The organism is Dactylosporangium sp. NPDC051541 (assembly GCF_044454505.1).
Taxonomy (GTDB): domain Bacteria; phylum Actinomycetota; class Actinomycetes; order Mycobacteriales; family Micromonosporaceae; genus Dactylosporangium.
This window is the reverse complement of sequence record NZ_JBITDU010000025.1, coordinates 15,708-41,172: the sequence shown is the minus strand read 5'-3', so window position 1 is coordinate 41,172 and position 25,465 is coordinate 15,708. Positions and strand designations below refer to the sequence as shown.

General features: G+C 71.2%; 24 protein-coding genes and 1 tRNA gene. 19 read left to right on the top strand and 6 right to left on the bottom strand.

Annotated features, from left to right (window positions below; genetic code table 11):
• Positions 1-9: 9 nt before the first annotated feature.
• Positions 10-600: a thymidine kinase gene (locus ACIA8L_RS52190; RefSeq protein ID WP_395917129.1), complete on the top strand. Its 591-nt coding sequence runs from the start codon at positions 10-12 to the stop codon at positions 598-600.
• On the opposite strand, the gene ACIA8L_RS52185 is transcribed toward ACIA8L_RS52190, so the two are convergent.
• Entirely contained in the window at positions 563-2,791 is a 2,229-nt protein-coding gene (locus ACIA8L_RS52185; RefSeq protein WP_395917127.1) for a putative bifunctional diguanylate cyclase/phosphodiesterase, read from the bottom strand. The two genes, ACIA8L_RS52190 and ACIA8L_RS52185, sit on opposite strands and share 38 nt — an antisense overlap.
• 96 nt (positions 2,792-2,887) lie before the next feature.
• On the opposite strand from ACIA8L_RS52185, the gene ACIA8L_RS52180 reads away from it, so the two are divergent.
• From ACIA8L_RS52180 to ACIA8L_RS52155, 6 genes are read left to right on the top strand one after another with little or no spacing between them, the layout of a single operon-like run.
• Positions 2,888-3,181: a metal-sensitive transcriptional regulator gene (locus tag ACIA8L_RS52180; protein WP_395917125.1), complete on the top strand. Its 294-nt coding sequence runs from the start codon at positions 2,888-2,890 to the stop codon at positions 3,179-3,181.
• Between the two features lie 20 nt (positions 3,182-3,201).
• Complete coding sequence (locus tag ACIA8L_RS52175) at positions 3,202-3,702, top strand: hypothetical protein (protein WP_395917123.1); 501 nt, start codon at positions 3,202-3,204, stop codon at positions 3,700-3,702.
• Between the two features lie 14 nt (positions 3,703-3,716).
• On the top strand, positions 3,717-4,193 hold the full coding sequence (locus ACIA8L_RS52170) for a macro domain-containing protein (RefSeq protein WP_395917121.1): 477 nt from the start codon (positions 3,717-3,719) through the stop codon (positions 4,191-4,193).
• Positions 4,194-4,219: 26 nt separating this feature from the next.
• A complete protein-coding gene (locus ACIA8L_RS52165) occupies positions 4,220-4,696 on the top strand; it encodes a hypothetical protein (RefSeq protein ID WP_395917120.1) in 477 nt (158 codons plus the stop codon).
• A 26-nt stretch (positions 4,697-4,722) separates the two neighbouring features.
• Positions 4,723-7,446, top strand: coding sequence for a CHAT domain-containing protein (locus tag ACIA8L_RS52160; RefSeq protein ID WP_395917118.1), 2,724 nt, complete (start codon positions 4,723-4,725; stop codon positions 7,444-7,446).
• 19 nt (positions 7,447-7,465) lie between these two features.
• A complete protein-coding gene (locus ACIA8L_RS52155) occupies positions 7,466-9,082 on the top strand; it encodes a hypothetical protein (RefSeq protein WP_395917116.1) in 1,617 nt (538 codons plus the stop codon).
• Here the strand turns inward: ACIA8L_RS52155 and ACIA8L_RS52150 are convergent.
• Positions 9,079-10,671 (bottom strand): MFS transporter, encoded by a 1,593-nt coding sequence (locus tag ACIA8L_RS52150; RefSeq protein WP_395917114.1) that lies wholly within the window; start codon positions 10,669-10,671, stop codon positions 9,079-9,081. The two genes, ACIA8L_RS52155 and ACIA8L_RS52150, sit on opposite strands and share 4 nt — an antisense overlap.
• 61 nt (positions 10,672-10,732) lie before the next feature.
• On the opposite strand from ACIA8L_RS52150, the gene ACIA8L_RS52145 reads away from it, so the two are divergent.
• From ACIA8L_RS52145 to ACIA8L_RS52130, 4 genes are all read left to right on the top strand, one after another.
• Positions 10,733-11,185, top strand: coding sequence for a MarR family winged helix-turn-helix transcriptional regulator (locus ACIA8L_RS52145; RefSeq protein ID WP_395917112.1), 453 nt, complete (start codon positions 10,733-10,735; stop codon positions 11,183-11,185).
• 56 nt (positions 11,186-11,241) lie between these two features.
• On the top strand, positions 11,242-11,634 hold the full coding sequence (locus ACIA8L_RS52140) for a hypothetical protein (protein ID WP_395917110.1): 393 nt from the start codon (positions 11,242-11,244) through the stop codon (positions 11,632-11,634).
• 62 nt (positions 11,635-11,696) lie between these two features.
• Positions 11,697-12,383, top strand: coding sequence for a response regulator transcription factor (locus tag ACIA8L_RS52135; protein ID WP_395917108.1), 687 nt, complete (start codon positions 11,697-11,699; stop codon positions 12,381-12,383).
• Positions 12,376-13,440 carry a sensor histidine kinase gene (locus tag ACIA8L_RS52130; RefSeq protein WP_395917106.1) on the top strand — a complete coding sequence of 355 codons (1,065 nt, stop codon included), beginning with the start codon at positions 12,376-12,378 and terminating at the stop codon, positions 13,438-13,440. The genes ACIA8L_RS52135 and ACIA8L_RS52130 overlap by 8 nt, the downstream gene beginning before the upstream one ends.
• On the opposite strand, the gene ACIA8L_RS52125 is transcribed toward ACIA8L_RS52130, so the two are convergent.
• Positions 13,376-14,158 carry an S-methyl-5'-thioadenosine phosphorylase gene (locus tag ACIA8L_RS52125; RefSeq protein WP_395917104.1) on the bottom strand — a complete coding sequence of 261 codons (783 nt, stop codon included), beginning with the start codon at positions 14,156-14,158 and terminating at the stop codon, positions 13,376-13,378. The two genes, ACIA8L_RS52130 and ACIA8L_RS52125, sit on opposite strands and share 65 nt — an antisense overlap.
• 196 nt (positions 14,159-14,354) lie before the next feature.
• Between ACIA8L_RS52125 and ACIA8L_RS52120 the strand changes: the two genes are divergently transcribed.
• The gene (locus tag ACIA8L_RS52120; RefSeq protein ID WP_395917103.1) at positions 14,355-14,909 is read left to right on the top strand and encodes a YqgE/AlgH family protein; all 555 of its coding nucleotides are present in this window, start codon (positions 14,355-14,357) and stop codon (positions 14,907-14,909) included.
• Between the two features lie 79 nt (positions 14,910-14,988).
• Positions 14,989-15,064 (top strand) — tRNA-Ala (locus tag ACIA8L_RS52115).
• A 373-nt stretch (positions 15,065-15,437) separates the two neighbouring features.
• Here ACIA8L_RS52115 and ACIA8L_RS52110 read toward each other — a convergent pair.
• The gene (locus tag ACIA8L_RS52110; RefSeq protein ID WP_395917101.1) at positions 15,438-15,632 is read right to left on the bottom strand and encodes a hypothetical protein; all 195 of its coding nucleotides are present in this window, start codon (positions 15,630-15,632) and stop codon (positions 15,438-15,440) included.
• Between the two features lie 175 nt (positions 15,633-15,807).
• On the opposite strand from ACIA8L_RS52110, the gene ACIA8L_RS52105 reads away from it, so the two are divergent.
• The 6 genes from ACIA8L_RS52105 to ACIA8L_RS52080 all read left to right on the top strand — a co-directional run bounded on the left by ACIA8L_RS52105 (position 15,808) and on the right by ACIA8L_RS52080 (position 23,356).
• Positions 15,808-16,356: a PIN-like domain-containing protein gene (locus ACIA8L_RS52105; RefSeq protein ID WP_395917099.1), complete on the top strand. Its 549-nt coding sequence runs from the start codon at positions 15,808-15,810 to the stop codon at positions 16,354-16,356.
• Complete coding sequence (locus ACIA8L_RS52100; RefSeq protein WP_395917098.1) at positions 16,275-17,342, top strand: PIN-like domain-containing protein; 1,068 nt, start codon at positions 16,275-16,277, stop codon at positions 17,340-17,342. The genes ACIA8L_RS52105 and ACIA8L_RS52100 overlap by 82 nt, the downstream gene beginning before the upstream one ends.
• A gap of 737 nt (positions 17,343-18,079) precedes the next feature.
• Positions 18,080-19,498 (top strand): methyl-accepting chemotaxis protein, encoded by a 1,419-nt coding sequence (locus ACIA8L_RS52095; RefSeq protein WP_395917096.1) that lies wholly within the window; start codon positions 18,080-18,082, stop codon positions 19,496-19,498.
• Positions 19,499-19,803: 305 nt separating this feature from the next.
• Entirely contained in the window at positions 19,804-21,114 is a 1,311-nt protein-coding gene (locus tag ACIA8L_RS52090) for a cellulose binding domain-containing protein (RefSeq protein WP_395917094.1), read from the top strand.
• Between the two features lie 22 nt (positions 21,115-21,136).
• Positions 21,137-22,081 (top strand): RNA polymerase sigma factor SigJ, encoded by a 945-nt coding sequence (sigJ, locus tag ACIA8L_RS52085; RefSeq protein ID WP_395917093.1) that lies wholly within the window; start codon positions 21,137-21,139, stop codon positions 22,079-22,081.
• 105 nt (positions 22,082-22,186) lie between these two features.
• Complete coding sequence (locus ACIA8L_RS52080; protein ID WP_395917091.1) at positions 22,187-23,356, top strand: NAD(P)/FAD-dependent oxidoreductase; 1,170 nt, start codon at positions 22,187-22,189, stop codon at positions 23,354-23,356.
• A 133-nt stretch (positions 23,357-23,489) separates the two neighbouring features.
• Here the strand turns inward: ACIA8L_RS52080 and ACIA8L_RS52075 are convergent, their stop codons facing one another.
• The gene (locus ACIA8L_RS52075) at positions 23,490-24,164 is read right to left on the bottom strand and encodes a response regulator (RefSeq protein WP_395917090.1); all 675 of its coding nucleotides are present in this window, start codon (positions 24,162-24,164) and stop codon (positions 23,490-23,492) included.
• A complete protein-coding gene (locus ACIA8L_RS52070) occupies positions 24,161-25,387 on the bottom strand; it encodes a histidine kinase (RefSeq protein WP_395917088.1) in 1,227 nt (408 codons plus the stop codon). Before ACIA8L_RS52070 ends, ACIA8L_RS52075 begins: the two co-directional genes overlap by 4 nt.
• Positions 25,388-25,465: the final 78 nt, after the last annotated feature.

The window sequence follows — 25,465 nt, the reverse complement described above, 5'->3', positions numbered from 1 at the left end:
AGTGGCGCGGTGGATCTGACCCTCGTCCTCGGGCCGATGAAGAGCGGTAAGTCGCTGGAGCTTGTGAGCCTGCTCTCACCGCTGCAATACACGGACGCGCGGCACCGCGTGTTTCAGAGCGCCCGGCACGTGCGCGACGCCGGTGTGGTCTCGCGCAGCGGTGCCGCCCTCGCGACCGTGAAGGCGACGTCCCTCGCGGCGGCGCTGGACGAGGAGCTCGACATCGTCGGCATCGACGAGGTGCACATGTTCACCCTCGCCGACATGGACGTCGTGCGGCAGCTGCTGATCAGGGGCACCCGGGTGGTGGCCGCCGGCATCGACCTCGATCACCGCGGCGAGCTGTTCGCGCCGGTGCGGGCGCTGCTGGAGCTGGGGCCGGCCGCGGTCACCTACCGGCGGGCGGTGTGTGACCGCTGCCGGTCGTTCTCGGCCGTCTACACGCAGGTGCTGGAGCACGGCGAGCCGATGATCCGGGAGCTGCCGCCGTCGACGGCGCTGCCCGACGACGGGACGTACACCTACGAGGCCCGCTGCCGCACGTGTGTGGTCCGGCCGGCGTTCACGCCGCGGCCGACTCCAACGCGAACTGGGGACTAGGGGTCGGGCGGCCGAAGTGGTAGCCCTGCGCGTACCGGTACCCCAGCCGGTACAGCTCGGCCGCCTGCTCCGCGGTCTCCACGCCCTCCGCGATCGCCTCCAGGTTGAGCCCGTCGCTCACGTTGATCAACGCGGTCGCGATGACGGAGTGCCGGCCGGCCATCGTGACGTTGTCGACGAACGACTTGTCGACCTTGAGGATGTCGACCGGGCACGTCTGCAGGAGCCCGAGCGACGAGTGCCCGGTGCCGAAGTCGTCAAGAGCAATGCGCACCCCCAGCCGGTGTACTCCCTCGAGCGCCTCGATCGCCCGCCCGCCCCCGAACACCGCGGTCTCGGTGACCTCGATCGCCAGTCGATCCGCGGGGAGACCGGTCGCAGCCAGTACCGCGGCCACGACCTCGGCGAAGTCCGGCTCCGCGAGCTGCCGCGCCGAGACGTTGACGCTCACCTTGCCCGGTGCCGCCCGGCCGAGGGTGGCGATCCAGGTCGCGGCCTGGGAGCACGCCTCGAGCAGGATCCACGCCCCCAGCTCGACGATCTGCCCGTTGCGCTCGGCGACCGGGATGAAGTCGGCCGGGCTCATGAACCCGAGCTCCGGGTGGTGCCAGCGGATCAGGGCCTCCACGCCCGCGATCTCGCCCCGCGGCAGGGCCACGATCGGCTGGTACACCAGCTGGAACTGACCCTGGTCGATCGCCTCCCGCAGCTGCGCACCGAGCCGGGCGTGCTCGGCCGCCCGCTGGTCCAGCTCGGGGCGGAAGCGCTCCTGGCGGGACTTGGACTCCTTCGCCGCGTACATCGCGACGTCGGCCCGGCGCAGCAGCTCGAACGGGTCCCGGGTGCCGTCGGCGTCGGCGACGCCGATCCCGGCCTGCACGAGCAGGTGGTGCTCGCCGGCGAAGACCGGCTGGGCCAGGGTCGCGGCCAGCTCCCCGACCACGGCGTCGGCCGCGGCCGGCCGCGTGTCCGGCATGAGGACGGCGAACTCGTCGCCGCCCAGCCGGGCCACCACGTCGCCCGGGCGCAGGGCCCCGGTGAGCCGCTTGCCGACCGCGGCCAGCAGCTGGTCGCCGACGGCGTGCCCGAGCCCGTCGTTGATCCCCTTGAAGTCGTCGAGGTCGATGAACGCGACCTGCAGCGGCCGGTCGGTGCCGAGCTCGCCGCGGATCAGCTCCTCCAGGAACCGCCGGTTGGGCAGGCCGGTGAGGTCGTCGCGCATGGCGAGGTCGCTGAGCTGGTCGGCCTGGGTCTGCACCTGCCCCACCAGCCCCGCCATCCGCACCACTACCAGCAGGAACAGGGCGGCGGCGACGGCGCCGATGGCGAGCCAGTCCAGGTGCGCGACGCCGGCCAGGCCCTGCCCGACGAGCAGCGCGGGCGCGACCAGGGAGCTGACCGCGAGTACGGCCAGCCGTTTGCGTGACAGCAACGACTCGGTGCAGGCGGTCGTCTCGGTCAGTGCGCGCATGGACGGGTGGAGCGCGGCCGCGGCGAGCGCGGAACCGGACATCAGCCACCCGGTGCGCACGAACCCGTTGGGCACCGTCGAGAAGCTCGACAGCGCCGTGTACACCACGTCGGCCCCGAACATCAGCACCAGGCTCGCGGCCAGCAGCCAGAAGCCGGGCGTGCGGGAGAGCCGCCCGGCCAGCATCCGCGCGAGCGACGCGATCAGCACCACATCGCAGATCGGGTAGGCCAGCGATACGGCCCGCTGCCCGGCCGTGAGGTCCAGGGTGTGCACGATCGGGCGCATGGCGAACGTCCAGAGCAGCAGGCCGGCGCCGATCGCGACGATGCCGGCGTCGATCCAGCCGGCCCGGTCGTGGCCCTGCCGGCGCAGGACGAGCCAGATGCCGGCCGCGAGCGCCGGATAGGCGGCGAGGAAGCAGGCGTCGGCCACGGAAGGGTACGGGACGGTGCCGGCGCCCCGCGCGTAGATGGTGAAGGCGATGTCACCGACGGTCCAGGTGACGGCGCTGAGGGCGAAGCAGTGCCAGACCGCGCGGGCCTGGGGACGGTTGCGCCGGATGCCGTACACCAGCGCCGCGGCGGAGACGACGGAGCCCGTCACGTGGACGCCGTCGGCCACGGCGGAGCCGGCCGGCAGCAGCGCGAACAGCACCGCCACCAGGCTCGCTCCGAACAACCAGACGAGCCAGAGGCGTCTGGTCAGCCACTCCCCCACGGGAGGGTTATCGGCAGCAGCCGGTCACGGGTTGAGGGTTGTGACCCGGTTTCATACCCCCAGGGGGTTTCGCCGGCCGCGGGTATGCTTGGCCACATGACTGCGCCGACGCCGCGTGGGTACACCGCCACCAAGGATCAGCTCCAGGGCCGCCTGCGCCGCATCGAGGGCCAGGTCCGCGGCGTGGAGAAGATGGTCGATGAGGACCGCTACTGCATCGACGTGCTCACCCAGATCAGCGCGATCCAGGCCGCCCTGGACAAGGTGGCCCTCGGCCTGCTCGACGACCACGCCCGCCACTGCATGCACAACGGTGCGCAGGAGGGCCGGGCCGAGGAGATGACCAGCGAGATGATGGCCGCCGTGGGACGACTCCTGCGCCGCGGCTGAGGTCTGTTTATCGTCGTTGCGTGCCCGATTACGCCTTCGTGCGCCAGACCGACGGTTTCACCTGCGGCCCCACCGTCGCGCTCGTGGCGTCCGCCGCCCTCGACCCCGGCTACGGCGAGACCATCACCGACCCCGCGGCGGAGCAGCACCGCATCCACAAGGCGGCCAACTTCCTCTGGCCGCGCAAGCTCGGCACCACTCCCTGGGGCGTGGCCGCCGTCATCTCCCGGCACGCCGCCGCCCTCGGGGTCCGATACGGCTGGCGCTATTTCCGCCCGTCCGACCTGCCCGCCGCCATCGCCGCCGTCGAGTCCGACTGGCCGGTCGCGCTGCTGATCGGCGAGACGATCCCCCGCCACTGGATCCTGATCGTCGGCCACGACGACGGGCAGCTCCGGTGCTTCAACCCGGCCCGCGGCGCGGTGACCACCATCCCGGTCGACGATCTGCGCAACCGGCACGTGGAGCCGCTGGGCTTCCCGCGCCCGTTCGCCCTCGTACTGCCGCGCCGAGTCGTCTGACGTAGGTTGCTGCCGTGCTCCCGCTGCGCTACGTCCAGGGCGACGCGACCAGCCCTCAGGCCGCCGGTCCGAAGGTGATCGCGCACGTCTGCAACGACCTCGGCGGCTGGGGCAAGGGCTTCGTGCTGGCGGTGTCCCGCCGCTGGCCGGAGCCGGAGCGCGACTACCGCGCCTGGCACCGCGGCCGCGCCGGGAACGACTTCGGGCTGGGCGCGGTGCGGGTGATCCAGGTCCGCCCCGACATCTGGGTCGCCAACATGATCGGCCAGCACGGGATGCGCACCGGCTCCAACGGCCCGCCCATCCGCTACGACGCCCTCAACCGGTGCCTGGACGCCCTGGCCGGTCATGCCGCCACCCTCGGCGCCTCCGTGCACCTGCCCCGGATCGGCGCCGGCCTGGCCGGCGGCCGCTGGCCCCAGATCGAGCCGCTGATCATCACCAACCTGTGCGCACGCGACATTTCGACGACCGTCTACGACCTGAACTGATTCCGTTCGCTTTCTGGGAGTGTGCAGTGAGGCGCATCCTGAGTCTGTTGCTGGCCGCGAGCATCGTGGCCGGCTGCTCGAACGACGACACCGGCACCTCCGCCCCGGCCGGCCCCGCCACCGGCCCGGTGAAGGCCATGCGGCACGCCGACGCCCAGGGCCTGGCCGACAAGTACCGCACCGAGGCCGCCACCACCCTGGGCGTCCCGGCCGCCGGCACCCCGACGAGCACGCTGGGCTCGTGCGACGGCACCCACACGTTCACCGCCATCACCTACGGCGACCTACCGGTCCCGGCCGACCAGCAGCCGGCCGCCCTGGAGAAGCTGCGCCAGCACTACACGGCCGAGCAGTACACGGTCGCCCCGGCCCCGACCGACGGCTCGACCGCCCTGAACGCCACCACCCCGGACCGCGTCATGATCTCGATCGCCCCCGAGGGCACGGACACCCTGCGGGTCAACGTGGCCACCCCCTGCTACGAGTCCGAGGAGCCCCTCTGAGCTGACACGGTCCGTCAGAAACCTACGTGACGGACCCGCTCGAGGCTGCCATCGCCCGCACCGGTGAGGCCATCCGGCTGGAGGGCGCGGCCGCGCGCTGGCCGTGGCACTTCGCCCGGTCCTGGCTGCTCGCGACCCGGGTCTCCGACCACGGCGGCAGTCCGGCCGAGCTCGACGCCGCGGTCGCCGACTTCCACCAACTGCCGGTCGACGCGCCGGGCCGTCCGAAGCTGGCGGCGGTACTGGTGGCAACGATGCTGCAACGCGCGCTCGTCGGAGCGGACGCGCGCCAGGCGATCGCGCTCGCCGCCGTCGCCGACACCGACCCGGAGCCGCTGCCCAACTGGGCCAAGGCGGCCGCGACGGTCCGCACGATGCACGTCATGCGCCGGGTCCAGCCGGGCGCGCGGCAGATGGATCTCGGCGCCGCGCTGGACGAGATCGACCGGTGCGCGGCGGTCGTCGGCGACGAGGAGCCGTATGCCCACACGATCGCGCTCGCCCGCTCCGCCGTGCACTACCAGCGGATGCTGACCGATCGCGACTTCGGCAGCCTGCAGGAGGCCGTGACCACCCTGACCGGGCTCAGTCGCGCGACCGCCGGCGACCCTCGGCTCGGCCCCCGGGCGGCGCTGCTGGCCGAGAGCTTCGGGGCGATGCAGTCGCTCGCCCGCGGTGACGTGCCGGCGGCGGAGGCGGCGCTGGCCCGGCTCGAGCGCCTCTACGCCGACCTGCCGCCCGAGCTCCGGGGCGGGTCCGCGGCCGCGATCGTCGACACCCTCCGCGCCGGAATCCACATGCTGCACGAAGCGGCCGGCCTGACGGCGGCCGACCGGGAGCGTGTCCGGGCCCAGGCCGACCTTCCGGGTGCCGACCCCGCGCAGCGCAGCTCCAACCTGGCGATGCTCGGCGTGATGGACCTGGCCGGCCCCGGCGTGGGCGGTGACCAGGGTGTCGAGCGTCTGCGGGCCGCCCTCGCCGGGCTGTCGGTCGGGAGCCCGTTCGAGCAGGAGTACCGGATGCTGCTCGGCGCCGCCCTCATCATGCGGTACGAGGAGCGCCACGACCCCGACGATCTCGCCGACGGGCTCTCCGCCCTGGGCCGGGCCCGGGCCCTCGCCGAGTCGCCCGCCCATCCGCAGTGGGCCACCACCCTGCTCGGCCTCGGGCACGCGTATCGGCTGGCCGGCCACGCCGAGCGGGGGCGCGCGGCCGGGGTCGCCGCCCTGCGCGGGCACACCTGGGGTGTCCTGCTGCAGACCGGGACGGTGGAGCGCACGAACGCCGGTGGGCACGCCGCGAGCGACGCCGTCGACGTGGCCCGCTGGTGCATCCACGACAACGACGCCGCGGCGGCGATGACCGCGCTGGACGCGGGCCGGAGCCTGATGCTGTTCGCCGCGACGGAGCACCGCTCGGTCGCGGACCGGCTGCTGGCCCGGGGCGAGCCGGCCCTGGCCGCGCGGTGGCGGGCGGCGATCGCCGCGGCCGACGTCACCGCCCTGCCGCTGGAGCTGCGCCGCAGCATCCTGCACACCCTGGCGGAGGACGGGCGGCTCGACCCGCCGGCGCCGGACGCGGTGCGGCGGGCGCTGGGCGACCTCGGCCTCGACGCGCTGGTCTATCTGGTGCCGGGCGACGAGGGCCTGGGCGCCGCGGTCATCGTCCACGCCGACCGGCCGCCCGAGGTGGTCGGCCTGCCGGAGATCCGGCGCGGCTTCATGCCCGATCTGACGGTCCTCGTCCGGGGCGGCCCGGCGGTGCGAGACCTCCGCCCCGGCTCCGCCCAGGCCGACGTCGGCCCGTGGGCCTGGCGGGCGGCCGTGTCGCCGGTGCTCAAGCGGGTCACCGGCGCCGGCGGCCGGCTACCGCGGATCGCGCTCATCCCCATGCGGGAGCTGGCCCTGGTGCCGTGGCACGCGGCCCGGACGGTCGAGGACGGCCGTGTGGTGCACGCCGTGGAGCGCGCGGTGTTCACCTACGCCCTCTCCGCCCGGCTGCTCTGCGACTCCGCGGCCGCGCCGCCGGTGCCGCCGAGCGACGTCGGCCTGTTCGTCGGCGACCCGGACACCGGCGATCCGGCCGCCGACCTCCCGGCCGCGCGGGCCGAGGCGTGGGCGATCCGGGAGCGGTTCTACCCGCGGGCCCGCTATGTCGGCCGGCGGCCCGACGGCACCGTCAGCCCGGCCGGCCCCGGCTCCGCCGACGACATCGTGGGCCTGCTGTCCGGCCCGGCGGCCGGCTCGGTGCTGCACCTGGCGTGCCACGGCGCGGTCGAACCGGTCGGCGCCAACGCCAACCCGGCACCCGGCGAGGCACCGACCGGCACCGCCTATCTGCTGCTCAGCGGGGCGGAGCGGCTCTTCGCGGAGCGCATCCTGGCCGTCGCCGGGCAGCGGCCGGTCGGGCTGGTCGTCCTGGCCGCCTGCAACACGGGGGTGGCGGGCCGGGGCGGGCGGGACGAGGCGTTCAGCCTCGCGGCGACCTTCCTGGCCACCGGGGCCCGCACCGTGATCAGCAGTCTCTGGCGGGTCCCCGACCGGGCCACCTCGCTGCTGATGTACATGTTCCACCACTTCCTCCGCGCCGGTGCCGCCCCGATGGACGCGCTGCACCGCGCCCAGCTGTGGATGCTCGACGCCGGCCGCGAGGTCCCGGCGGACGTGCCCGCCGCGCTGACCGCCGGACTGGCCGCCACGGACCTGGCCGCCGTGCCCAACTGGGCGGGTTTCGTCCACATCGGGCGCTGACCACAGGAAGGAGCCGACCGTGCTCGATCTCACCGCGCCGGCCGAGGCGATCCGCCGGCTCGCGGGCGCGTCCCGCGCGGAGGCGGCCAGGGCCGCGGCCGAGCTGACCGCCGGGCCGGGCTTCACCCCCAATGGCCTGCAGCTGCTGGTGCGGGCCGCGGCCCGGGCCCGGCTGCACGAGCTCGGCGGCGACGGCACCGAGCTGCGGGCGGCCCTGGCCGACCTCGACGGCTCCGCGGTCGCCGGCCCGGTCCGCGACGCCGTGGCCCGCCACCTGGTGCTGGCCCAGCTGCGGGCCGCCCGGCGCGGCCACCCGGCCGACCCGGCCCGGCTCCGCGACCTGCTCGACCTGCCCGACCTGCCCGACGACCCTGAGGCCCCCGGGACCCTCGACACCCTGCGCGGCCTGGCGCTGGCCGCGGAGACGCTCGCGCGCCCCGGCACCGGCCCGCGCGCGGCGCTGGAGGCTCTCGACCGGCTCGCCGCACCGCCCGAGCTCGGCCCGCTCGTGGCCGAGTATCGGGCCGCGCTGCTCGCGGTGCCCGCGCCGGACCTGGACGCCCAGGCCGACGCCGACCGCGTGGCGGCCGAGGTGCGGGCCCGGCGCGAAGTGCCCCCGCCCAGCTCCAACTGGCTGCGCTCCGAGCTGATCCGGCTCGGCCAGGAGGCGATGGCCGCGGCGCAGCGCTTCGACGTCCCGACCGCGCTGAGCATCCTGCGCCGGGCCGAGCCGATCGCCGAGCAGCTGCCGCTGGACGACCCCGCCGCCAACCGGCTGCGCGCTCTGCTGGAGCAGCTCAAGAACCTGGACATGACGGTGCCGGAGATCCCGGACGGCTTCGGGATCGCCCCGGCCGAGCGGGCCTTCCTCGAAGGCATGGCCGAGTGCGCGCAGGCCGGCGAGCGCAAGGACGGAGCACTGCTGGAGCGGGGTACCGGCCGCATCCGGGCGGCGCTCGGCCTGGCCACCGCCGACGACCCGAAGCGGATCACCTACCTGGCCTCGCTCGGCCAGATGGAGACCCAGCTGTTCCGGCTCGGCCGCGCCTCGGGGCGGCTGCCCGAGGCCATCGGTCACCTGGAGGACGCCGCGGCACTGGCCGGCGGCGCGACCCACCCGCTGTGGTCGATGGTGAGCCACGAGCTGGCCGTGGCCTACCGGCTCGACACCAGAACCCCAGGCCGGGCGGCCGCGGCCCGCCGGTGGGGCCGGCACGCGCTGGACGGCCACGTCGCCGTCGTCCGCGAGCACGAGCGGCCCGACGACGCCCGGTCCGCGGCCCGGCACGCGATGACCGAGGCGACGGAGATCGCCCGCTGGAGCCTGGCCGACGGCGACGCCGCCGCAGCCGCCGCCGCCCTGGAGATCGGCCTGGGGCTGCTGGCCGACCCGGCGCTGGAGCCGCCGGGCCTGGATGAGGTGCGGGCGGCGCTGACCCGGCTCGGCGCCGACGCGCTGGCCTACCTGGTGCCCGCGGACGAGCACGGGCCGGACGTGGCGGTGCTGGTGCCGCGGGCCGAACACCCGTACCACATCCCCCTGTCCGAGCTGGCCGGGCCGCGGGTGGTCCGCATCCCCACGGACGACCCGTCGGCCCGCCGGCTCTGCGACCGCGCGTGGCACGGTCCGTCTTAGCCGCCGGTCCGGCCGCCGCTCCCGAGCGGGACCGCCTCGACTACCTCACGGCGTGGACCGGCGGCGTCCGGGCGGCCCTTCGCTCGGCGCGAGAAGGCGACGATGAGCAGTACCCCACCCAGAAATGCCACTAGAGCGGCCGACGCGGCGGTCACGTGCATCGCGGCGATGAACGCGTCGTTGGCCGCCTGGGTGAGGTCCGGGCGGTGCAGGGCGTCGGCGACCGCGCGGGTGTGCTCGGCCGACGGGGCCGCGGCGTCGCGGGCGGCGTCCGGGAGCGCGGCCAGGGCCGGGGCGATGCGGTCGCGATACGAGGTGGTCAGCACCGTACCCAGCAGTGCGATGCCGAGGACGCTGCCGACCTGGCGGAGCGTGTTGTTGACCGCGGACCCCGCGCCCATCCGGTCCAGCGGCAACGCGGCGATGACCGCGGCGGACGTCGGGGCGATGGTGAGGCCCATGGCGGTACCGCTGACCAGACCCACGAGACAGAACCACACCAGCGGCGTGTCGACGTCGAAGGCCAGGTTGGCCAGGAACGCGGCCGCGACCACAAGGAGGCCGGCGCCGCTGACCCAGGCGATCCCGAACCGCTTGGCCAGCCGCGCGCCCAGGACCGAGCCGGCCGCCACGCCGAGCGCGCCGGGCAGGAACGCGAAGCCCGTGTCCAGGGCGCTCATCCCGCGGGCACCCTGCAGATAGAAGTTGCCGTAGAACATCTGGCCGGTGATCGCGAAGAACAGCGCGGCCAGGGCGAGGTTGCCGGCGCTGAACCGGAAGCTGCGGAACAGCCGGGGGTCGAACGACGGCTCGGGCGTGCGCCACTCGAACACCGTGAACAGTGTCAGCAGGGCGAGTCCGGCGGCGACCGGGCCCCACACCGTCCAGCGGGTCCAGTCGGTGTCCTGACCGGCCTCGATGAGGCCATAGGCGAGGGCGGCCAGACCGGCCGTGGACAGCAGGAGCCCAATGGGATCAGGACGGCGTCGCTGTGCGAGCTTCGGATTTGGTACTGCCAGTGCGATGCCGATCAGCGCCAGCGCCACGACGGGCAGGTTCACCAGGAAGACCGACCCCCACCAGAAGTGGTCGACGAGCACCCCGCCGAGCAGCGGGCCGAGCGCGACGCCGACGCCGCTGGACGCTGCCCAGATCGCGATCGCACCCGCGCGGCGCTCGGGCGGGAACGTGGCCCCGATGATCGCCATCGAGGTCGGCATCATCATCGCGCCGCCGAGGCCCATCAGGCCGCGGGCCAGGATCAGGCCGGTGGCGCCGCCGGCCCAGGCGGCCCAGATGGAGGCCGCGCCGAAGACGAGCAGGCCGAGCACCAGGATCGTGCGGTGCCCGTAGCGGTCGCCGAGCGCGCCGGCGGCGAACAGGGCGGTGGCGAAGAGCAGTGCGTAGGAGCCGACGGCCCACTGGAGCTGGCCCGGGGTCGCGCCCAGGCCGGTGCGCGGGTCGGCGATGCGCTCCAGGGCGATGCCCAGGATGGTCGTGTCGATCCAGATCAGTACCGCGGCGAACACCAGCACCGACAACACGCGCCGCGGCCGGGTTAGACTGATTGACAGGTCCCTGACGGTCATGTCGTCACACTCGCAAGATTGGCAGGTTCCTGTCAATAGCCATGTGGAGGAGAATAGTCGAATGGCCGCCCCCATCGACGCCTGCTCGACGTTCCTCGTCCGCCACGCCTGGCTCACCCTGCGCGGGGTGGTCGCCGAGGCGCTGGTCGAGCACGACCTGTCGGTGGCGCAGTTCGCGTCACTGCTGTTGCTCGACGAGTCCCCCGGGATGTCCGTGGCCGATGTGGCCCGCAAGGTCTCGACCGCCCGGCAGTCGGCCAACGAGATGCTGACCGGGCTGGAGAAGGCCGGCCTGGTCGAGCGCCGGCCACACCCGTCCGATCGCCGCTCCCAGCAGATCTTCCTGACCGACGCCGGCCGGGCCCGGCTCAACGAGGCCGTCCCGGCCGTGCAGGCGGTCGAGGCGCGGCTCTCCAGCGGGTTCAGCACGGAGGATTTGGCAATAGTTAACGCTTGGCTGCACCGGATGACCGAGGCCCCAGCTGCGGAAACAGAAGAGATCCCCACACTCTGAGGCATTGCCATGGGTGTGTCCCGCGTCACATCATGGATGGGGGGCGGGAGGTGCGCATGGAACTGCTCGGCGGCATTCAGGGCATGCAACACGCCATCCGGACACCGGTCGGCGACCCGGCATTCGGGCCCGCGGTGACCCACGCGGTGGCGCAGCTCAAGTTGGCGTTCGCCCGGCATGTGGCGGCGACCGAGGGGCCCAGCGGCCTCTACGCGGGGGTGATCGACGACGCGCCGCGGCTGGCCCCATACCTCAATGACCTCGTCGGCGACCACCGCACGATGTGGTCGGCGCTGGACGAGCTCGAGGGCCGGCTGTCGGACCGGCACCCGCCCGAGGCCGTGCGCCGGCACGCGGACCGGCTCATCCGCGAGGTGTGGCAGCACCGGCAGCGGGGCGCGGACCTGCTGTACGAGGCCTACGAGACGGACCTCGGCGGCGAGACCTGACGGTTCGCTTACGGCACTGGTTTTTCTGGGGCTCCTGATACTTCGGGCTCTACGCTCGAACGATGGGGCAACGCGTACTGGTCGTGGACGACGACCCGACCGTCAGCGACGTCGTGCGGCGATACCTGGAGCGGGCCGACTTCGGCGTGCGGCTGGCCGGGGACGGGCCGATGGCGCTGGAGGAGTACCGCCGCGACCGCCCCGACCTCGTCGTGCTCGACCTGATGCTGCCCGGCATCGACGGGCTCGAGGTCTGCCGGCGGCTGCGGACCCAGGACCCGAGCCTGCCGATCATCATGCTGACCGCGCTCGGCGAGGAGTCCGACCGCGTGCTCGGCCTGGAGCTGGGGGCCGACGACTACATCACCAAGCCGTTCTCCCCGCGCGAGCTGGTGCTGCGGGTCCAGTCGGTGCTGCGCCGCATCGCCCCGGCCCCGGCGCTCGCCCCGGCCGAGCTGGCCGACGGCGACCTGCACGTCGACGCGGCCCGCCGGATCGCGACGCTGCACGGCCAGGAGCTGGCCCTCACCGTGCGCGAGTTCGACCTGCTGGTGTTCCTCATGCGCAACCCGGGCCGGGTCCTGCGCCGGGCCGAGCTCCTCGAGCAGGTCTGGGGCTGGACCTTCGGCGACCAGTCCACCGTCACCGTCCACATGCGACGCCTGCGGGAGAAGGTCGAGGACGACCCGGCCGAGCCGAAGCGGATCCTCACCGTGTGGGGCGTCGGCTACCGGTACGAATATGCGTGACGTCATCCACACGTTCCTGATGGCGCTGGCCGGCTCGCTGGCCGTGGCCCTCGGCGGCCTGGCCGCGCTGCGGGCCCTGCGCCGCCGCTCCGTCACCGCGCACATCGTCGTCATCCTGCTCATCACCGTGCTCAGCGTGCTCGCCGGCGTCATCGGCGCCGCCATGCGCATGTTCATCTCCGACCACGACCTGCACGTCCTGCTGATCGTCGTCGGCACCGCGGCCACCGTCTCGCTCATCGTGGGGCTCCTGGCCGGTCGGCGCCTGGCCCGGGCCAGCATGTGGGCGGCCGAGGCCCGGGACCAGGAGCGGGAGGCCGAGGCCCGGCGGCGGGAGCTGGTCGCGTGGGTGTCACACGACCTGCGCACCCCCCTCGCCGGCCTGCGCGCGATGGCCGAGGCCCTCGACGACGGCGTCGTGTCCGACCCGGAGACCGTCGCCGACTACCACCGCCGGATCAGCGCCGAGACCGACCGGATGGCCGCCCTCGTCGACGACCTGTTCGAACTGTCCCGGATCAACGCCGGCGCACTGCGGCTGTCGCTGTCGGACGTCCCGCTCGGCGACGTCGTCTCCGACGCGATCGCCTCCGCGACCCCCCTCGCCGCGGCCGGACACATCAACATCGTCGCCGAACCGGCCGCCGGCTGGCCCGTCGTCCGCGGGTCGGTCCCGGAACTTTCCCGGGTCGTGAACAACCTCATCCGCAACGCGATCCGCTACACCCCGCCCGACGGCACCGTGACCGTCACCGGTGGCCAGGACGCGGAGGGTGGCTGGGTCGCCGTCAGCGACACGTGCGGCGGGATACCCGAGGCCGACCTGCCCCGCGTGTTCGACGTGGCGTTTCGCGGGGCTCCAGCCCGTACCCCCGAAAAAAGCGTTGGGGGTGGATTGGGACTCGCGATCGTCCGCGGACTCGTCGAGGCCCACGACGGCTCGGTCTCGGCGGACAATGTCGGTGCCGGGTGCCGGTTTGTCGTGAAGCTGCCTAGCGCAGACCGTCCAGTGCGTGCCGGCATGGGTCATCCGGCTGCTCCGGCAACCGCGGGATGACGTCGAGGAGCAGCCCGCGGAGCCGGTCGGTGTTCTCCCGGAACACCCGGAAGACCTCCTCCTGGGTGACCCCGTGCTCGCCCTCGACCCCCGCGTCCAAGTCCGTGACCAGGGCGATCGAGGTGTAGCAGAGCGCCAGCTCGCGGGCCAGCACCGCCTCCGGATGCCCGGTCATGTTGACGACCGCGCCCCCGATCGAGGTGAACCACCGCGACTCCGCCCGCGTCGAGAACCGCGGCCCCTCCACGACCACCATCGTGCCGCTGTGCGTCTCGATGTCGTGCTCGGCCGCGGTCTTGGCGACGATGGCCCGCCCGTTCGCACAATATGGGTCGGCGAAGTTCACGTGCACGGCACCGTCGTCGTAGAACGTCTGCGTCCGGTGCGTCGTGCGGTCGATCAGCTGATCCGGCACCACGAACGTCCCCGGCCCCAGCTCCGGCCGCAGCCCACCCACCGCACACGGCGCCAGCACCTGCGCCACACCGATCTCCTTCAGCGCCCACAGGTTCGCCCGATAGGGGATCCGATGCGGCGGAAACCGGTGATCCTTTCCGTGCCGGGGCAGGAACGCCACCCGCCGTTTTCCGACGGTCGCGACGGTGATCGGGTCCGACGGTGGGCCATAAGGCGTGTCGACCACGTGTTCCTCAGCGTCGTCGAGCAGTGCGTAAAGCCCCGATCCGCCGATCACGGCGACGTCCGCGAGTGAGGTCACGGAACAGACCCTAACCGGGACGCGCGGGTCAGGCTATGGTGCGAGACATGACCCTGGTTGTTTGTTGGTGGGACTGATGTCTATGCACGGGGACGTCGGTGAGCCCCCGACCGGACGCGGGTCACCAAGACCGGGAAATTCCGGTAGAAATGCCGGGAGTGGCCGCGGCACCAGCAGGCAGCGTCGAGGGAGGGCGATGGAGTCGTTGACCGGGCGATTGCTGGTGGCGACGCCCGCGCTCCGCGACCCGAACTTCGAGCGCACGGTAGTCCTGGTAGTCGCACACGAAGAGGGCGGCGCCCTGGGCGTGGTCCTCAACCGAGCCACGGAAGTCCAGGTCGCCGACGTCCTCGGCGGCTGGGGCGCCCTGGCGGGTGAACCGCCGGTAGTGTTCGAAGGCGGCCCCGTCCAACCCGAAGCCGCCATCTGCCTGGCCCGCACCCGCCCGGGCGTAGAAGACCTGGCCGGCTTCAACCGCGTCTCCGGCGCCGTGGGCACAGTAGACCTCTCCGGCGACCCCGACCTCCTCGTAGCCGGCGTCCTGGGCGTCCGCGTCTTCGCCGGCTACGCGGGCTGGTCCCCCGGCCAACTCGAACGCGAAATCGAAGGCGGCTCCTGGTTCGTCTTCGACGCCCTCCCAAGCGACGCCTTCGCCCCCCGCCCCGACGACCTGTGGCAGATGGTCCTACGCCGCCAAGGCGGCCTGATGGCCGCGGTCGCCCACTACCCAACCGACCCGACGCAGAACTAGGGATACCCGATGTGACCCGGTCGCCGGGTGTGTGTACTATTCCGTGAGTGCCCGCGCGAAAGCGCGGAACACGCAAGATGGGGTCGTGGCGCAGCTGGTAGCGCACCACACTGGCAGTGTGGGGGTCAGGGGTTCGAGTCCCCTCGACTCCACCATCGATCGGCGCTCCCTGCTCAGGCACGGAGCGCCTTCGCGTTTGCGATGGTGGCATTCCTCGCGCAAACGCAAGCGTTTGCTCCCCGGTGGGGGCCTTCGGCCACCCACGCCCCTATTCGTCGCGCCCAGTGGCCCTCGTCTGCGTGGCCTCCCTTCACTCCGCTCGCCTTCGGCTTCGCTCGTGCTGCTTCGGGGGTACTTCTCGTGGGTGCACTTCGCTCTGAGCGCTCGCGGAAGCCTGAGTGTGGAGTGGCGATGTGGGCTATGAGTTCATTGGGCGTCGAACTGGGTACCGTCCTCCAGTTCGATGGTGGCCCCGCCGGACCAACAGCTCTATCGCCTCCAGGCCGATGCTCCGGCGGCGCAGCGCCATCAGCTCACCGAACCGCGTTTCGTCAAGGTCGCCGGCAGCACGAGCAACCGACAGCGCGGCTGAATCTCGGCCGCGAGGATGAACACCTGGTCGAAGGTCGCGATCGGCCGCTCCTCGACCTTGACCGCGGCGGCGAGGCACTCCCGAAGCGGCACGCTGCCCGCGTCCGGGTCGAGCTTGTCGCCGCGCATCATGTCCATCTCGGTCTTCACCGACCACCGCTCAGCCGCCTCTCGCCGACTCGAACTTTCGACGGCTTCATTCCGAAGTGAACCGTACGGGTGACACGTCCTGCACGTAAATGGGTTACTAAGGACCGTAGTTCATGCCATCCTAAATAGACGCATCCAAGTCATCGGGCAGGGGGAAGTGGTGGCCGATTTTAGTGATGGCTTTCTTCCGCTGATTCCACCCGATCGAGATCGAACGGCCCGCTTGCTCAAAGAAGGACTGGTGGTCGTAGATACCAATGTCCTTCTAGATGCGTACCGCTACACCCAAGCGGCGAGGCTAGAACTCTTTTCTGCCCTGAAGGCGCTAGGCGACAGACTGTGGATACCTCACCAAGTCGCACTGGAGTTTCACCGCAACCGGCTTACCGTCATTGCTTCCCACGGCGATGCATACAGCGAGGTAGTGAAGACGGTCGGGGATTTCAGAAAAAGCTACGAAGATTCAGCAATGCAGCAACTACGAAAGTTCATCAACCGAGTAGCATTGAATGAGAATGCAGCAGACGAGCTATTGGGAACCGCCGGCTCCGTCGGTGCCGCATTGGGAAAACTCACCGAAAGGATTAATGAACTACAGGCTGCCCACGGTGTTTCGGACCGATTTTGCGCAGCGATCCCGTCCTGGAAGAGCTTCAGACGCTGTTCTCTGGCCGAGTCGGCGAACAATTGCCGCCCGATGACCTAAAAGTCGCCAGGCTAGAGGCAGAGGAGCGCGTTCGCGTCGGCCGCCCCCCTGGCTTCAAGGATGCTTCGAAGGAGGATCCATGCGGCGATTACCTACTTTGGTATCAAAGCCTGCTGGAGGCAAAGCGTCGCTCACTTCCATTTATCCTTGTCACTCGGGACGGAAAGGCTGATTGGTTTTTGCAGATTAGAGGCAAATCAGTTGGTGCGTTGCCCGAGCTGGTGTCAGAGGCTTACGAATTCACTGGCGCCGACTTTATTGCGCTACAGACCAAGACTTTCTTGATATACGCCCAATCAGAGCTGAATGCACAAGTGAGCGTCGCCACGCTGGCACAAACAGATGCAATTAGAACCAATGCAGCGAGGCGCTCTCATGTTATCCACCATTTCACGCCCGACGCTGTCGACCAACTGCGCCTCCAACTACAGGAGGAAGCAATGAAAATTGACAATGCGTATAAATCGGCTGAAGCCCGGCTAGCAGCACTTGAAGAAGTTCAGCGCAGCGAAGCCACAGAGTTGAGCGGTGTCGACCGGGAGCAAGTGGCGCACCAACTATCTCGCGAGCAGGCCATCGTTGCACACCTGCGTCAAGCTAGGACCTCGCACCTCGACTTGTTCCGGACGATGGCAACGCCCATCCACGACCACGAAGGGGACGCACTTGCATTCCAACTTACGGCGATCCAAGTCGAACTAATTCGAGAAATTGAAGCCAACTCCGGTCGTAAGTTTATCCCGATCGACCGCAATTTCTGGCGCCGGCCCAGGCCAGCTATCGACTCGCGGAACGCATTGCGAACAGGCGCCATTACGATCGATAAACTTACCCTCGCTGACATGAGGCAAATATTGGAAGAAGCAGGTATGCACCTGCCTCTTCGGGCCTCGAGGTCGGTTGTCCGCGGACATGTTCTGGCCCTGCTAGCGTCTGAAGACCCTGGTGCCGCCGCCGCTACAGACGTCATGCCAGATCCCGACTAGATATCCGCCTCCGGTTCTGCGACGTATGCAGAGCCTGGCGACCGCCGGGTCAGAGAGCGTGTGCCACATCCGTCGTCCCACAACTCGAAGCCGATCACGGTGCTGACGGGAAGTCACGGAGAACCCGCCCTACGATGCGGCGCTGACCCGCACGCACGTCAGCGGCGGTCGCAAGACCGGTCCTGGCGGCCGGAGTCAGGGGTTCGAGTCCTCTCGGCCCAACCACCGATCGGCGCTCCCTGCGCAGGCACGGAGCGCCTTCGCGTTCGCGATGGCAACATTCCTCGCGCAAGCGCAAGCGCTTGCTTCCCGGCCGGGGCTTCCGCCACCGCACCCCTGCTTCGGCTTTGCTCTTGCGGTGATCGCGCCTGTCACCTCCGCTCTCGGTCGTCGGGCTCGCCGTGGGCACGGAGGAAGGGCTCGTCGGAGTTGGAGGAGCAGGGCGACGGGCTTCTGGCGGGTTGCGGGCGGTGACTGCCTACTGGCGTTCGGGCGCTTTCTGCTTCACCGGGTCTCGGGTGGGTAGCTGGTGCGGTTCTGCTCAGGTGGGCTGTTGGGCGTCCGATTAGCGCGGCGTGGGTATCTTTTCCGTGTTTGACAACCGGTCGGTGCGGGCCAAGATCGCGTCTGTCGTGCTTGTGGCTACCGCCTGCGGTGTTGTGGTCGGGACGATTGGGATCTCGGCGGTTCGGGGTGTCAAGGCTGACGCTGACGCGGCGCAGCGGAAGAGTCTGCAAGTGTTCGAGGCGGCCGGGTCGTTCGGGAAGAGTATCGAGGCCTTCAGCGGCAACATCTCGGCCATGCGGCTCTACCCGTCGCTCGCGGACCGTATCCAAGCAGGGCTCGCCAGCAACAAGCAGGCGGTCGAGGATGCGCTCGGCACGCTGCAGAGGGCGCTCGCCGACGACTCGGCGGCGGCTGCGGTCGTCACGAAGGCGGCCGGGGACTGGAAGGCGTACACGGACTTCATCGCCGTCGACCGCACCAAGGCGACGCCGGCCGAGTTGGCGACCGTGGTCACCCAGTATGACCAGCTCTACGGGGCCCTCGGCGACGACCAGAAGGCGCTGAGCGACACCGCGCACCGGTTCGTCGACGCGACGTCCAAGTCCAGCGCCGCCCGGGCCAATGACGCGACGACCACCATCGCGATCGTGCTCGCCGTCGGCGTACTGCTGAGCCTGTTCCTCGGCCTCCGCGTCGCGAGCCGCATCCGGCAGGCCGTCCGCGGTGTGTCGCAGGTGACCGACGGGCTCGCCGACGGCGATCTCACCCGCACCTCCGACGTCGTCGACCACGACGAGATCGGCCAGATGGCGACGTCGCTGAACCGGGGTATCGCCCGCCTGCGCGACGACGTGGTCGGCCTGGCCCGCAACGCCACCGGGCTGCGCGGGGCCGCCGACCAGCTCAACGCGGTCGCCGGTGGGGTTGAGCACGCGGCGAAGGACGCGTCGTCGCGTGCCGGTACCGTCGCCACCACCGCCGACACCGTGTCCAGCAGTCTGCACGTCGTGTCGGCCGGTGCGGAGGAGATGGGCTCGTCGATCCGGGAGATCAGCCGGTCGACTTCGGAGGCGGCGCAGGTCGCGGCGCAGGCCGTGCAGGTCGCGGCGCAGACCAACGAGACCGTGTCGCGCCTGGGCGACTCGTCGACCGAGATCGCCACCGTCGTCAAGGTGATCACGCAGATCGCCGAGCAGACGAACCTGCTGGCCCTCAACGCGACGATCGAGGCGGCCCGCGCGGGTGAGGCCGGCAAGGGCTTCGCCGTGGTCGCCAGCGAGGTGAAGGACCTGGCCCAGGAGACCGCCAAGGCCACCGAGGACATCGTCCACCGCGTCGAGGCCATCCAGAGCGACACGACCCGCGCGGTCGACGCCATCGGCGAGATCTCCGGGATCATCGAGCGGATCAACTCGATCCAGCTCACGATCGCGTCGTCGGTCGAGGAGCAGACCGCGACCACGCAGGAGATGAACCGCACCCTCTCCACCGCCGCCCAGGGCGCGGGCGACATCGCCGTCACCATCGCCGGCGTCTCGGACGCCACCCGCCGCACCACGGACTCGATCGGCGAGACCACCAAGGCCGCCCAGCTTCTCGCCGCGACGTCGAACGAGCTACAGACCCTGGTGTCCCGCTTCCGCTACTGAGCCGGGGACCACTACCGACTTTCGATTTGCCGGCCCGCTGACTTTCAGTTTGCGGGCCGGCAGGCTTTCGGTCTGCGCGACTGCCGACGCGGACAACCGATGCTGTCATCGCCTCGTGGCCCCGGCGCCGCGAGGCGATCGTCTGTGCGCGGACACACCAGCAAGGTCATCTTTCATGTTTCATCAGGCGTTTTCGCTGTGTGATTGACGCGAAATAGATACAAGCCTATCTTCTGCCGACAACGTTTTCGGACCCCCCTAGCTGTCCGTATGTGGAGCTAGCCGAAAAGTATGGAGGCACAGACATGCGTCGAGCTTTGCTCGTCCTGGCCACCGCCACAGCGCTCGTCGTCACCGCCGCCGGCGTCGCGGCGGCGGTCACCACCGCGGCGGCTGACCCGGATCGGATCGGTGGTGAGGTGCCCGGGTTGACCGGGGCGGCCGCGCAGGCGGCGGCCGGGGCCGCGGGCGTGCACTTCCGGGAGCTGGCCGAGCAGCGGCAGCAGCGGGTGGCGGCGGCCGCACAGGCGCAGCCGTTGGCGGCGGTGCTGCACGAGGCCTGGGGCACCATGTTCCAGCAGCCCAACAACCAGGGCATCCGGGCCACCCACAGCGTGTTCACCGGGTCGGCCGCGGTCACGCACGGGCAGGATGTCGTCTACTCGCCGACGGTCATGTCGCCCGGCGGGGCCTGCATGGAGATGACGACGGCGTACACGAGCAGCGGGCCGGTGCTGTGGGCCTGGGACTGGTGCGGGGGCAATCCCGGGGTCGGCAAGCTGGTCAACATCGATGCCAACTTCCTCGCCACCTACACGACATCGGTCAACGGGTACGCCGCCTACCGCACCGACGTCCACAAGACCAACGCGTCGAACAATCAGTGGACCGGGTACCTCTACAACTACAAGACGTCCGCCTGGGACACGTTCTACGTCGACTCCGGCGCGTACGACCTGGACAGCCCCGGGTTCGGCTGGGACATCTTCGAGATCTACTCCGAGCGGAACCCGGCGACCAACCAGGCCTGGTACTGCGGCTCGATGTCGGGGCGCAAGTTCGAGGCCTCCAGCATCGAGATCAACCTCAACGGCACGTGGCAGGCGGCCACGTCCGGCAACTCGTTCCCGTCGAGCACGTCGGCGAACGGCAGCCTGCTCGACTGCCCGGCGCTCACGTTCACGATGGTGACGGCGAACAGCCACTGGATCGGGCAGATCGGGCCCGCGCCGACCCTGAGCCCCAGCGCCACCCGGAGCGCCAGCGCGAGTCCCACTCCGAGCCGGACCTCGAGCCCGACCCCGACCCAGACAACGGCGAGTGGCGCCTGCACCGCGACCTACAAGACCACCAACAGCTGGGGCGGCGGCTTCCAGGGTGAGGTCACGGTCAAGGCCGGCGCTTCCGTCATCAGCAGCTGGACGACCCGGTGGACGCTCGCCAGCGGTCAGGCGGTCAACCAGGTCTGGAACGGCCGGCTCACGACGAGCGGCATCACCGCCACGGTGACCAACGAGACCTACAACGGCGGGCTGGCCGCGGGAGCCTCGACGACGTTCGGCTTCCTGGCTACCGGCACGCCGACGACGCCGACCGTCACCTGCACCAGCCCGTAAAACTCGGGGCTACCATCGCGGCATGGAGCTGACCGCGGCGGACGTTGAGCGGTTCGAGGCCTCCCGGCACCGCCTGGAGGCCATCGGATATCGGCTGCTCGGCTCGGCCGCGGAGGCCGAGGACGCCGTCCAGGAGACGTTCCTGCGCTGGCAGGCGGCCGACATCGGGCGGATCGACGTGCCCGAGGCGTGGCTCACGAAGGTGCTCACCAACCTGTGCCTCAACCAGCTGAACTCGGCCCGGGTGCGGCGCGAGACCTACGTCGGGCAGTGGCTGCCGGAGCCGCTCCTGGCCGGCGACCCGATGCTGGGCCCGGCCGACACGGCCGAGCAGCGGGAGTCCGTCTCCTACGCCGTCCTCACGCTCATGGAGCGGCTCGCCCCCAACGAGCGCGCCGTCTACGTGCTGCGTGAGGCCTTCGACTACCCGCACCGGGAGATCGCCGAGTTCCTCGACATCAGCGAGGCCACCAGTCAGCAGGTCTTCCACCGGGCCAAGCAGCACATCGCGCAGGGCCGGGCGCGGGTCGCGGTCGACGCGGCCGAGGCCCGCCGGATCGTGGAGGAGTTCCTGGCCGCGGCGACCAGCGGGCGGCCGGAGCCGCTGGTGAAGCTGCTGACCGCAGACGCCGTCTCGATCGGGGACGGCGGCGGGAAGGTCCCGGCCCGGGCCAAGGCGTTCGAGGGCGCCGTCGCGGTCGCGAAGTTCATCTGGGGCCTGTTCCGGCCGGCGCCGGCGAAGCGGGCCATCGCCGGCGACGTGGTCGAGCTCTATGTGACCACCGTCAACGGCCGGCCGGGGGCCGTCGCGATCGCCGGCGGGCGGGTCTTCGGGATCATGAGCTTCGACGTCACCTCGGAAGGCGTCAGCCAGATCCTCAACCAGGTCAACCCGGACAAGCTCGAGCGCGCGACGGAGCGTTGGACGGCAAGCGACCACGGAAAGCCAGTGTTCATAGCCATGTGAGGTGCTTCACAGGCGGTACCTGTCAGGAAAGCGCGGCCCATCCGGCTCAAGGAGCGACAAGGAGCGAAACACACGAGCCACACCGCGCGAGACAGGAGCACGGACATGCAGCACCGCATCATCGTCCTCGGCGCCGGCTACTCCGGGGCCATCGCGGCCGGCCGGCTGGCCAAGCGCCTGCGGCCGGAGGACGTCGCCATCACCCTGGTCAACGCCGAGCCCGACTTCGTCGAGCGGGTCCGGATGCACCAGCTCGCGACCGGCCAGGCCCTCAAGCCCCGCCCGCTCGCCGCGATGTTCAAGGGCACCGGCGTCCAGGTCCGGATCGCCCGGGTCGAGGCGGTCGACGCCGACCGCAGGCGGGTCACCCTCAGCGGCGGCGACGAGCTCGAGTACGACACGCTCGTCTACGCCCTCGGCAGCGGCTGGAACAGCCAGGGCGTTTCCGGCACGGCCGAGCACGCCGAAGAGATCGCCAGCCGCCCCGGCGCCCTCCGCCTCCGCGGACGGCTGGCCGCGCTCCGAGCCGGCCGGCCGATCCTGGTGGTCGGCGGCGGCCTGACCGGCGTCGAGGCCGCGACCGAGATCGCGGAGGCCCGCCCCGACCTGGACGTCGCCCTGGCCACCAGCGGCGAGCTCGGCGACTGGCTCGCCCCGAAGGGCCGCGGCCACCTCCGCAAGGTCTTCACCAAGCTCGGCATCACCGTCCACGAGCACGCGACCGTGACCCGGGTGACCGCCGATCACGTGGCCACCGCGGCCGGCGAGATCCCGGCGGACGTCACGGTGTGGACCGGCGGCTTCGCTGTACACCCGATTGCCGCCGCGACCACGTTGGAGATCACGGGGTCCGGGCAGATCGTGGTCGACAAGACCATGCGTTCGGTGTCGCACCCGGACGTCTATGCGGTCGGGGACGCGGCCTGGGCGATGGGGCCGGGCGACAAGCCGCTGCGGATGTCGTGCGCGTCCGGGACTCCGGCGGCGTGGCAGGCGGCCGACGCGATCGCGGCCCGGCTGACCGGCGGCCAGATTCCGAATATGCCGGTCCGCTACTTCAACCAGTGCATTTCCCTGGGCCGGCGCGAGGGCCTGATTCAGTATGTGACCGCCGACGACCGTGCGGTTTCGGCCGCTCTGACCGGACGCCTGGCCGCTTTCTACAAGGAGCTGGTCTGCAAAGGGGCGGCCTGGGGCGTGGCCAATCCGACGCTCGGCGTGCCGAGCCGGCGCCGGCCGATGACCCGGCCGCAGACGGCCGAAGTCCAAGCGTAAAAAGCGAAAGGCGCGGACTCGGGTCCGCGGTGGGCACGACCGTAGCTCCCGCCAGACAACGGGAGGCCCTGGGGGGCCTCCCTTCGGCGTCCGTATTTGGAAACGGTGCAAAGCAAAGAAGCAACGGCAGCATCTAGCGATGCTGCAGATACATCAGAACAGCCAGAACACGGCGGTTGGAGTCCTCGGTGGGCGGCAGCGTCAACTTGGCGAAGATGTTGCCGATGTGCTTGGCCACGGCCGCCTCGGACAGGTGCAGGCGGCGGGCGATCGCGGTGTTCGAGTGGCCCTCGGCGACCACCGCGAGCACTTCCCGTTCGCGGGCCGACAGGCCGGCCAGGGGCTCGGCGCGGCGGCCCAGGAGGCGGCGGATCACCTCCGGGTCGAGGACCGTGCCGCCCGCCGCGACCCGGCGCAGGGTCGCGACGAAGTCCTCGACGTCCACGACCCGGTCCTTGAGCAGATAGCCGATGCCCTGCCCGGACCGGGACTCGAGGAGTTCGGCGGCGTACGCGTGCTGGACGAACTGGCTCAGCGCGACCACGGCCAGCCGCGGGTCGCGTTTGCGGAGCAGTACCGCCGCCCGAAGTCCTTCATCGGTGAACGTCGGCGGCATCCGGATGTCGGTGATCACCAGGTCGGGGCCGTGCGCCTCCACGGCCGCGACCAGCTCGGCGGCGTCCCCGGCGGTGCCGACGACCGCGAACCCGAACCGGGTCAGCAGCCCGGCCAGGCCCTCCCGGAGCAACACGCCGTCCTCGGCCAGGACGACGCGGATGGGGCTCTCAGCAACCGCCGGTTCGTTCACAGCGCCCGCACCGGAAGCTCGATCCGGACCACCGTCGGGCCGCCGGGCGGGCTGGACAGCAGCATCCGCCCGTCGGCCACGGCGACGCGGTCGGCCAGCCCGGTGAGCCCGGTGCCGCGCCCGGGATCGGCGCCACCGTGCCCGCTGTCCACGACCTCCACGACGAGCCGCCCGGCATCCACGAAGGCGTGGACGGAGGCGGACGCGGCCGCGCTGTGTTTCGCGACGTTGGTGAGGGCCTCGGCGACGACGAAGTACGCGGTCGACTCCACGTGCGGCGGCAGGCGGTCCGGCAGGTCGGCGTCGACGGTCACCGGCACCGCGAACCGCTCGGCGAGCTCCGGCAGCGCCGCCGGCAGGCCGAGGTCGCCGAGCACCTGCGGGCGGATGCCGTGGATCAGTTCCCGCAGCTCGACCATGAGCTCCTTGGCCTGCTCGTGCGCGGTGGTGACGGCGGTCGTCGCGGCCGCGTCGGGCGGCAGGTCGAGGCGGGCCAGGCCGAGCTGCAGGGTGAGACCGATCAGTTTCTGCTGCGCGCCGTCGTGCAGGTCGCGCTCGATCCGGTGCCGCTCGGCCTCGAACGCGTCGGCGAGCCGCGCCCGCGACCGCGCCACCTCGACGAGCTCGGCCCGCAGCCGCTCGTCGGCAGCACCGGCCAGCAGCGCCCGGATGAGCGACCCGTGCACCGCGGCGACCCACGTGAGCAGGTACGGCGCGGCGAAGAGCAGCACCAGCGAGGCGGCGATCGAGAACGGCACGGCCCCGGCCACCGTGGTGATCCGCCCGCTGCCGAACACCATCGGTCCACTGTGGACAAGTAGCGGGCTCAGCGCGAAGACCGTGAGCGTCATGAGCACGACCGTGAGCGTGCCGTACACCAGCGGAATCACGGTCACGAACAGCGCCAGGTAGCCGAGCGCCCGCCACAGCCAGGGCCGCGGCCGGGGCCCCAGCGGCCGGTCGTCGGCGATCCGCAGCCGCCGCCGCTCGACCGCGGCCAGCACCCAGGCCACCGGCGGCGCGACCGCGGCGATCGCGAGCGCCCCGGCGACGAACAGCAGCGCATCGGTGGGCCGAGCGACCCCGGTCGCGATCCGGCGCACGCACACCGCCGCCGGAACAGCGAGGGACGCCAATGGTACGGCGACAAAGCCCACGACCGGCAACGTCGTCAGCAGATACGCAAGCGCCCGCCAGGTGCGGACGGTCAGCAACAGTGGCACGGCATTCAAGCTATGCAACCGCGTGCCGCCGGCCCAGGTCCCCAGCTGTACTCCACCGCGTATACCTAGGTGTAGTGC

Excerpts from the sequence above, each read along its gene's own strand:
- ACIA8L_RS52180 (WP_395917125.1), top strand. The coding sequence starts at position 2,888 with ATGACTGCGCCGACGCCGCGTGGGTACACCGCCACCAAGGATCAGCTC.
- ACIA8L_RS52130 (WP_395917106.1), top strand. The coding sequence starts at position 12,376 with ATGCGTGACGTCATCCACACGTTCCTGATGGCGCTGGCCGGCTCGCTG.
- ACIA8L_RS52080 (WP_395917091.1), top strand. The coding sequence starts at position 22,187 with ATGCAGCACCGCATCATCGTCCTCGGCGCCGGCTACTCCGGGGCCATC.
- sigJ (WP_395917093.1), top strand. The coding sequence starts at position 21,137 with ATGGAGCTGACCGCGGCGGACGTTGAGCGGTTCGAGGCCTCCCGGCAC.
- ACIA8L_RS52090 (WP_395917094.1), top strand. The coding sequence starts at position 19,804 with ATGCGTCGAGCTTTGCTCGTCCTGGCCACCGCCACAGCGCTCGTCGTC.
- ACIA8L_RS52145 (WP_395917112.1), top strand. The coding sequence starts at position 10,733 with ATGGCCGCCCCCATCGACGCCTGCTCGACGTTCCTCGTCCGCCACGCC.
- ACIA8L_RS52140 (WP_395917110.1), top strand. The coding sequence starts at position 11,242 with ATGGAACTGCTCGGCGGCATTCAGGGCATGCAACACGCCATCCGGACA.
- ACIA8L_RS52120 (WP_395917103.1), top strand. The coding sequence starts at position 14,355 with ATGGAGTCGTTGACCGGGCGATTGCTGGTGGCGACGCCCGCGCTCCGC.
- ACIA8L_RS52135 (WP_395917108.1), top strand. The coding sequence starts at position 11,697 with ATGGGGCAACGCGTACTGGTCGTGGACGACGACCCGACCGTCAGCGAC.
- ACIA8L_RS52110 (WP_395917101.1), bottom strand. The coding sequence starts at position 15,632 with ATGATGCGCGGCGACAAGCTCGACCCGGACGCGGGCAGCGTGCCGCTT.
- ACIA8L_RS52150 (WP_395917114.1), bottom strand. The coding sequence starts at position 10,671 with ATGACCGTCAGGGACCTGTCAATCAGTCTAACCCGGCCGCGGCGCGTG.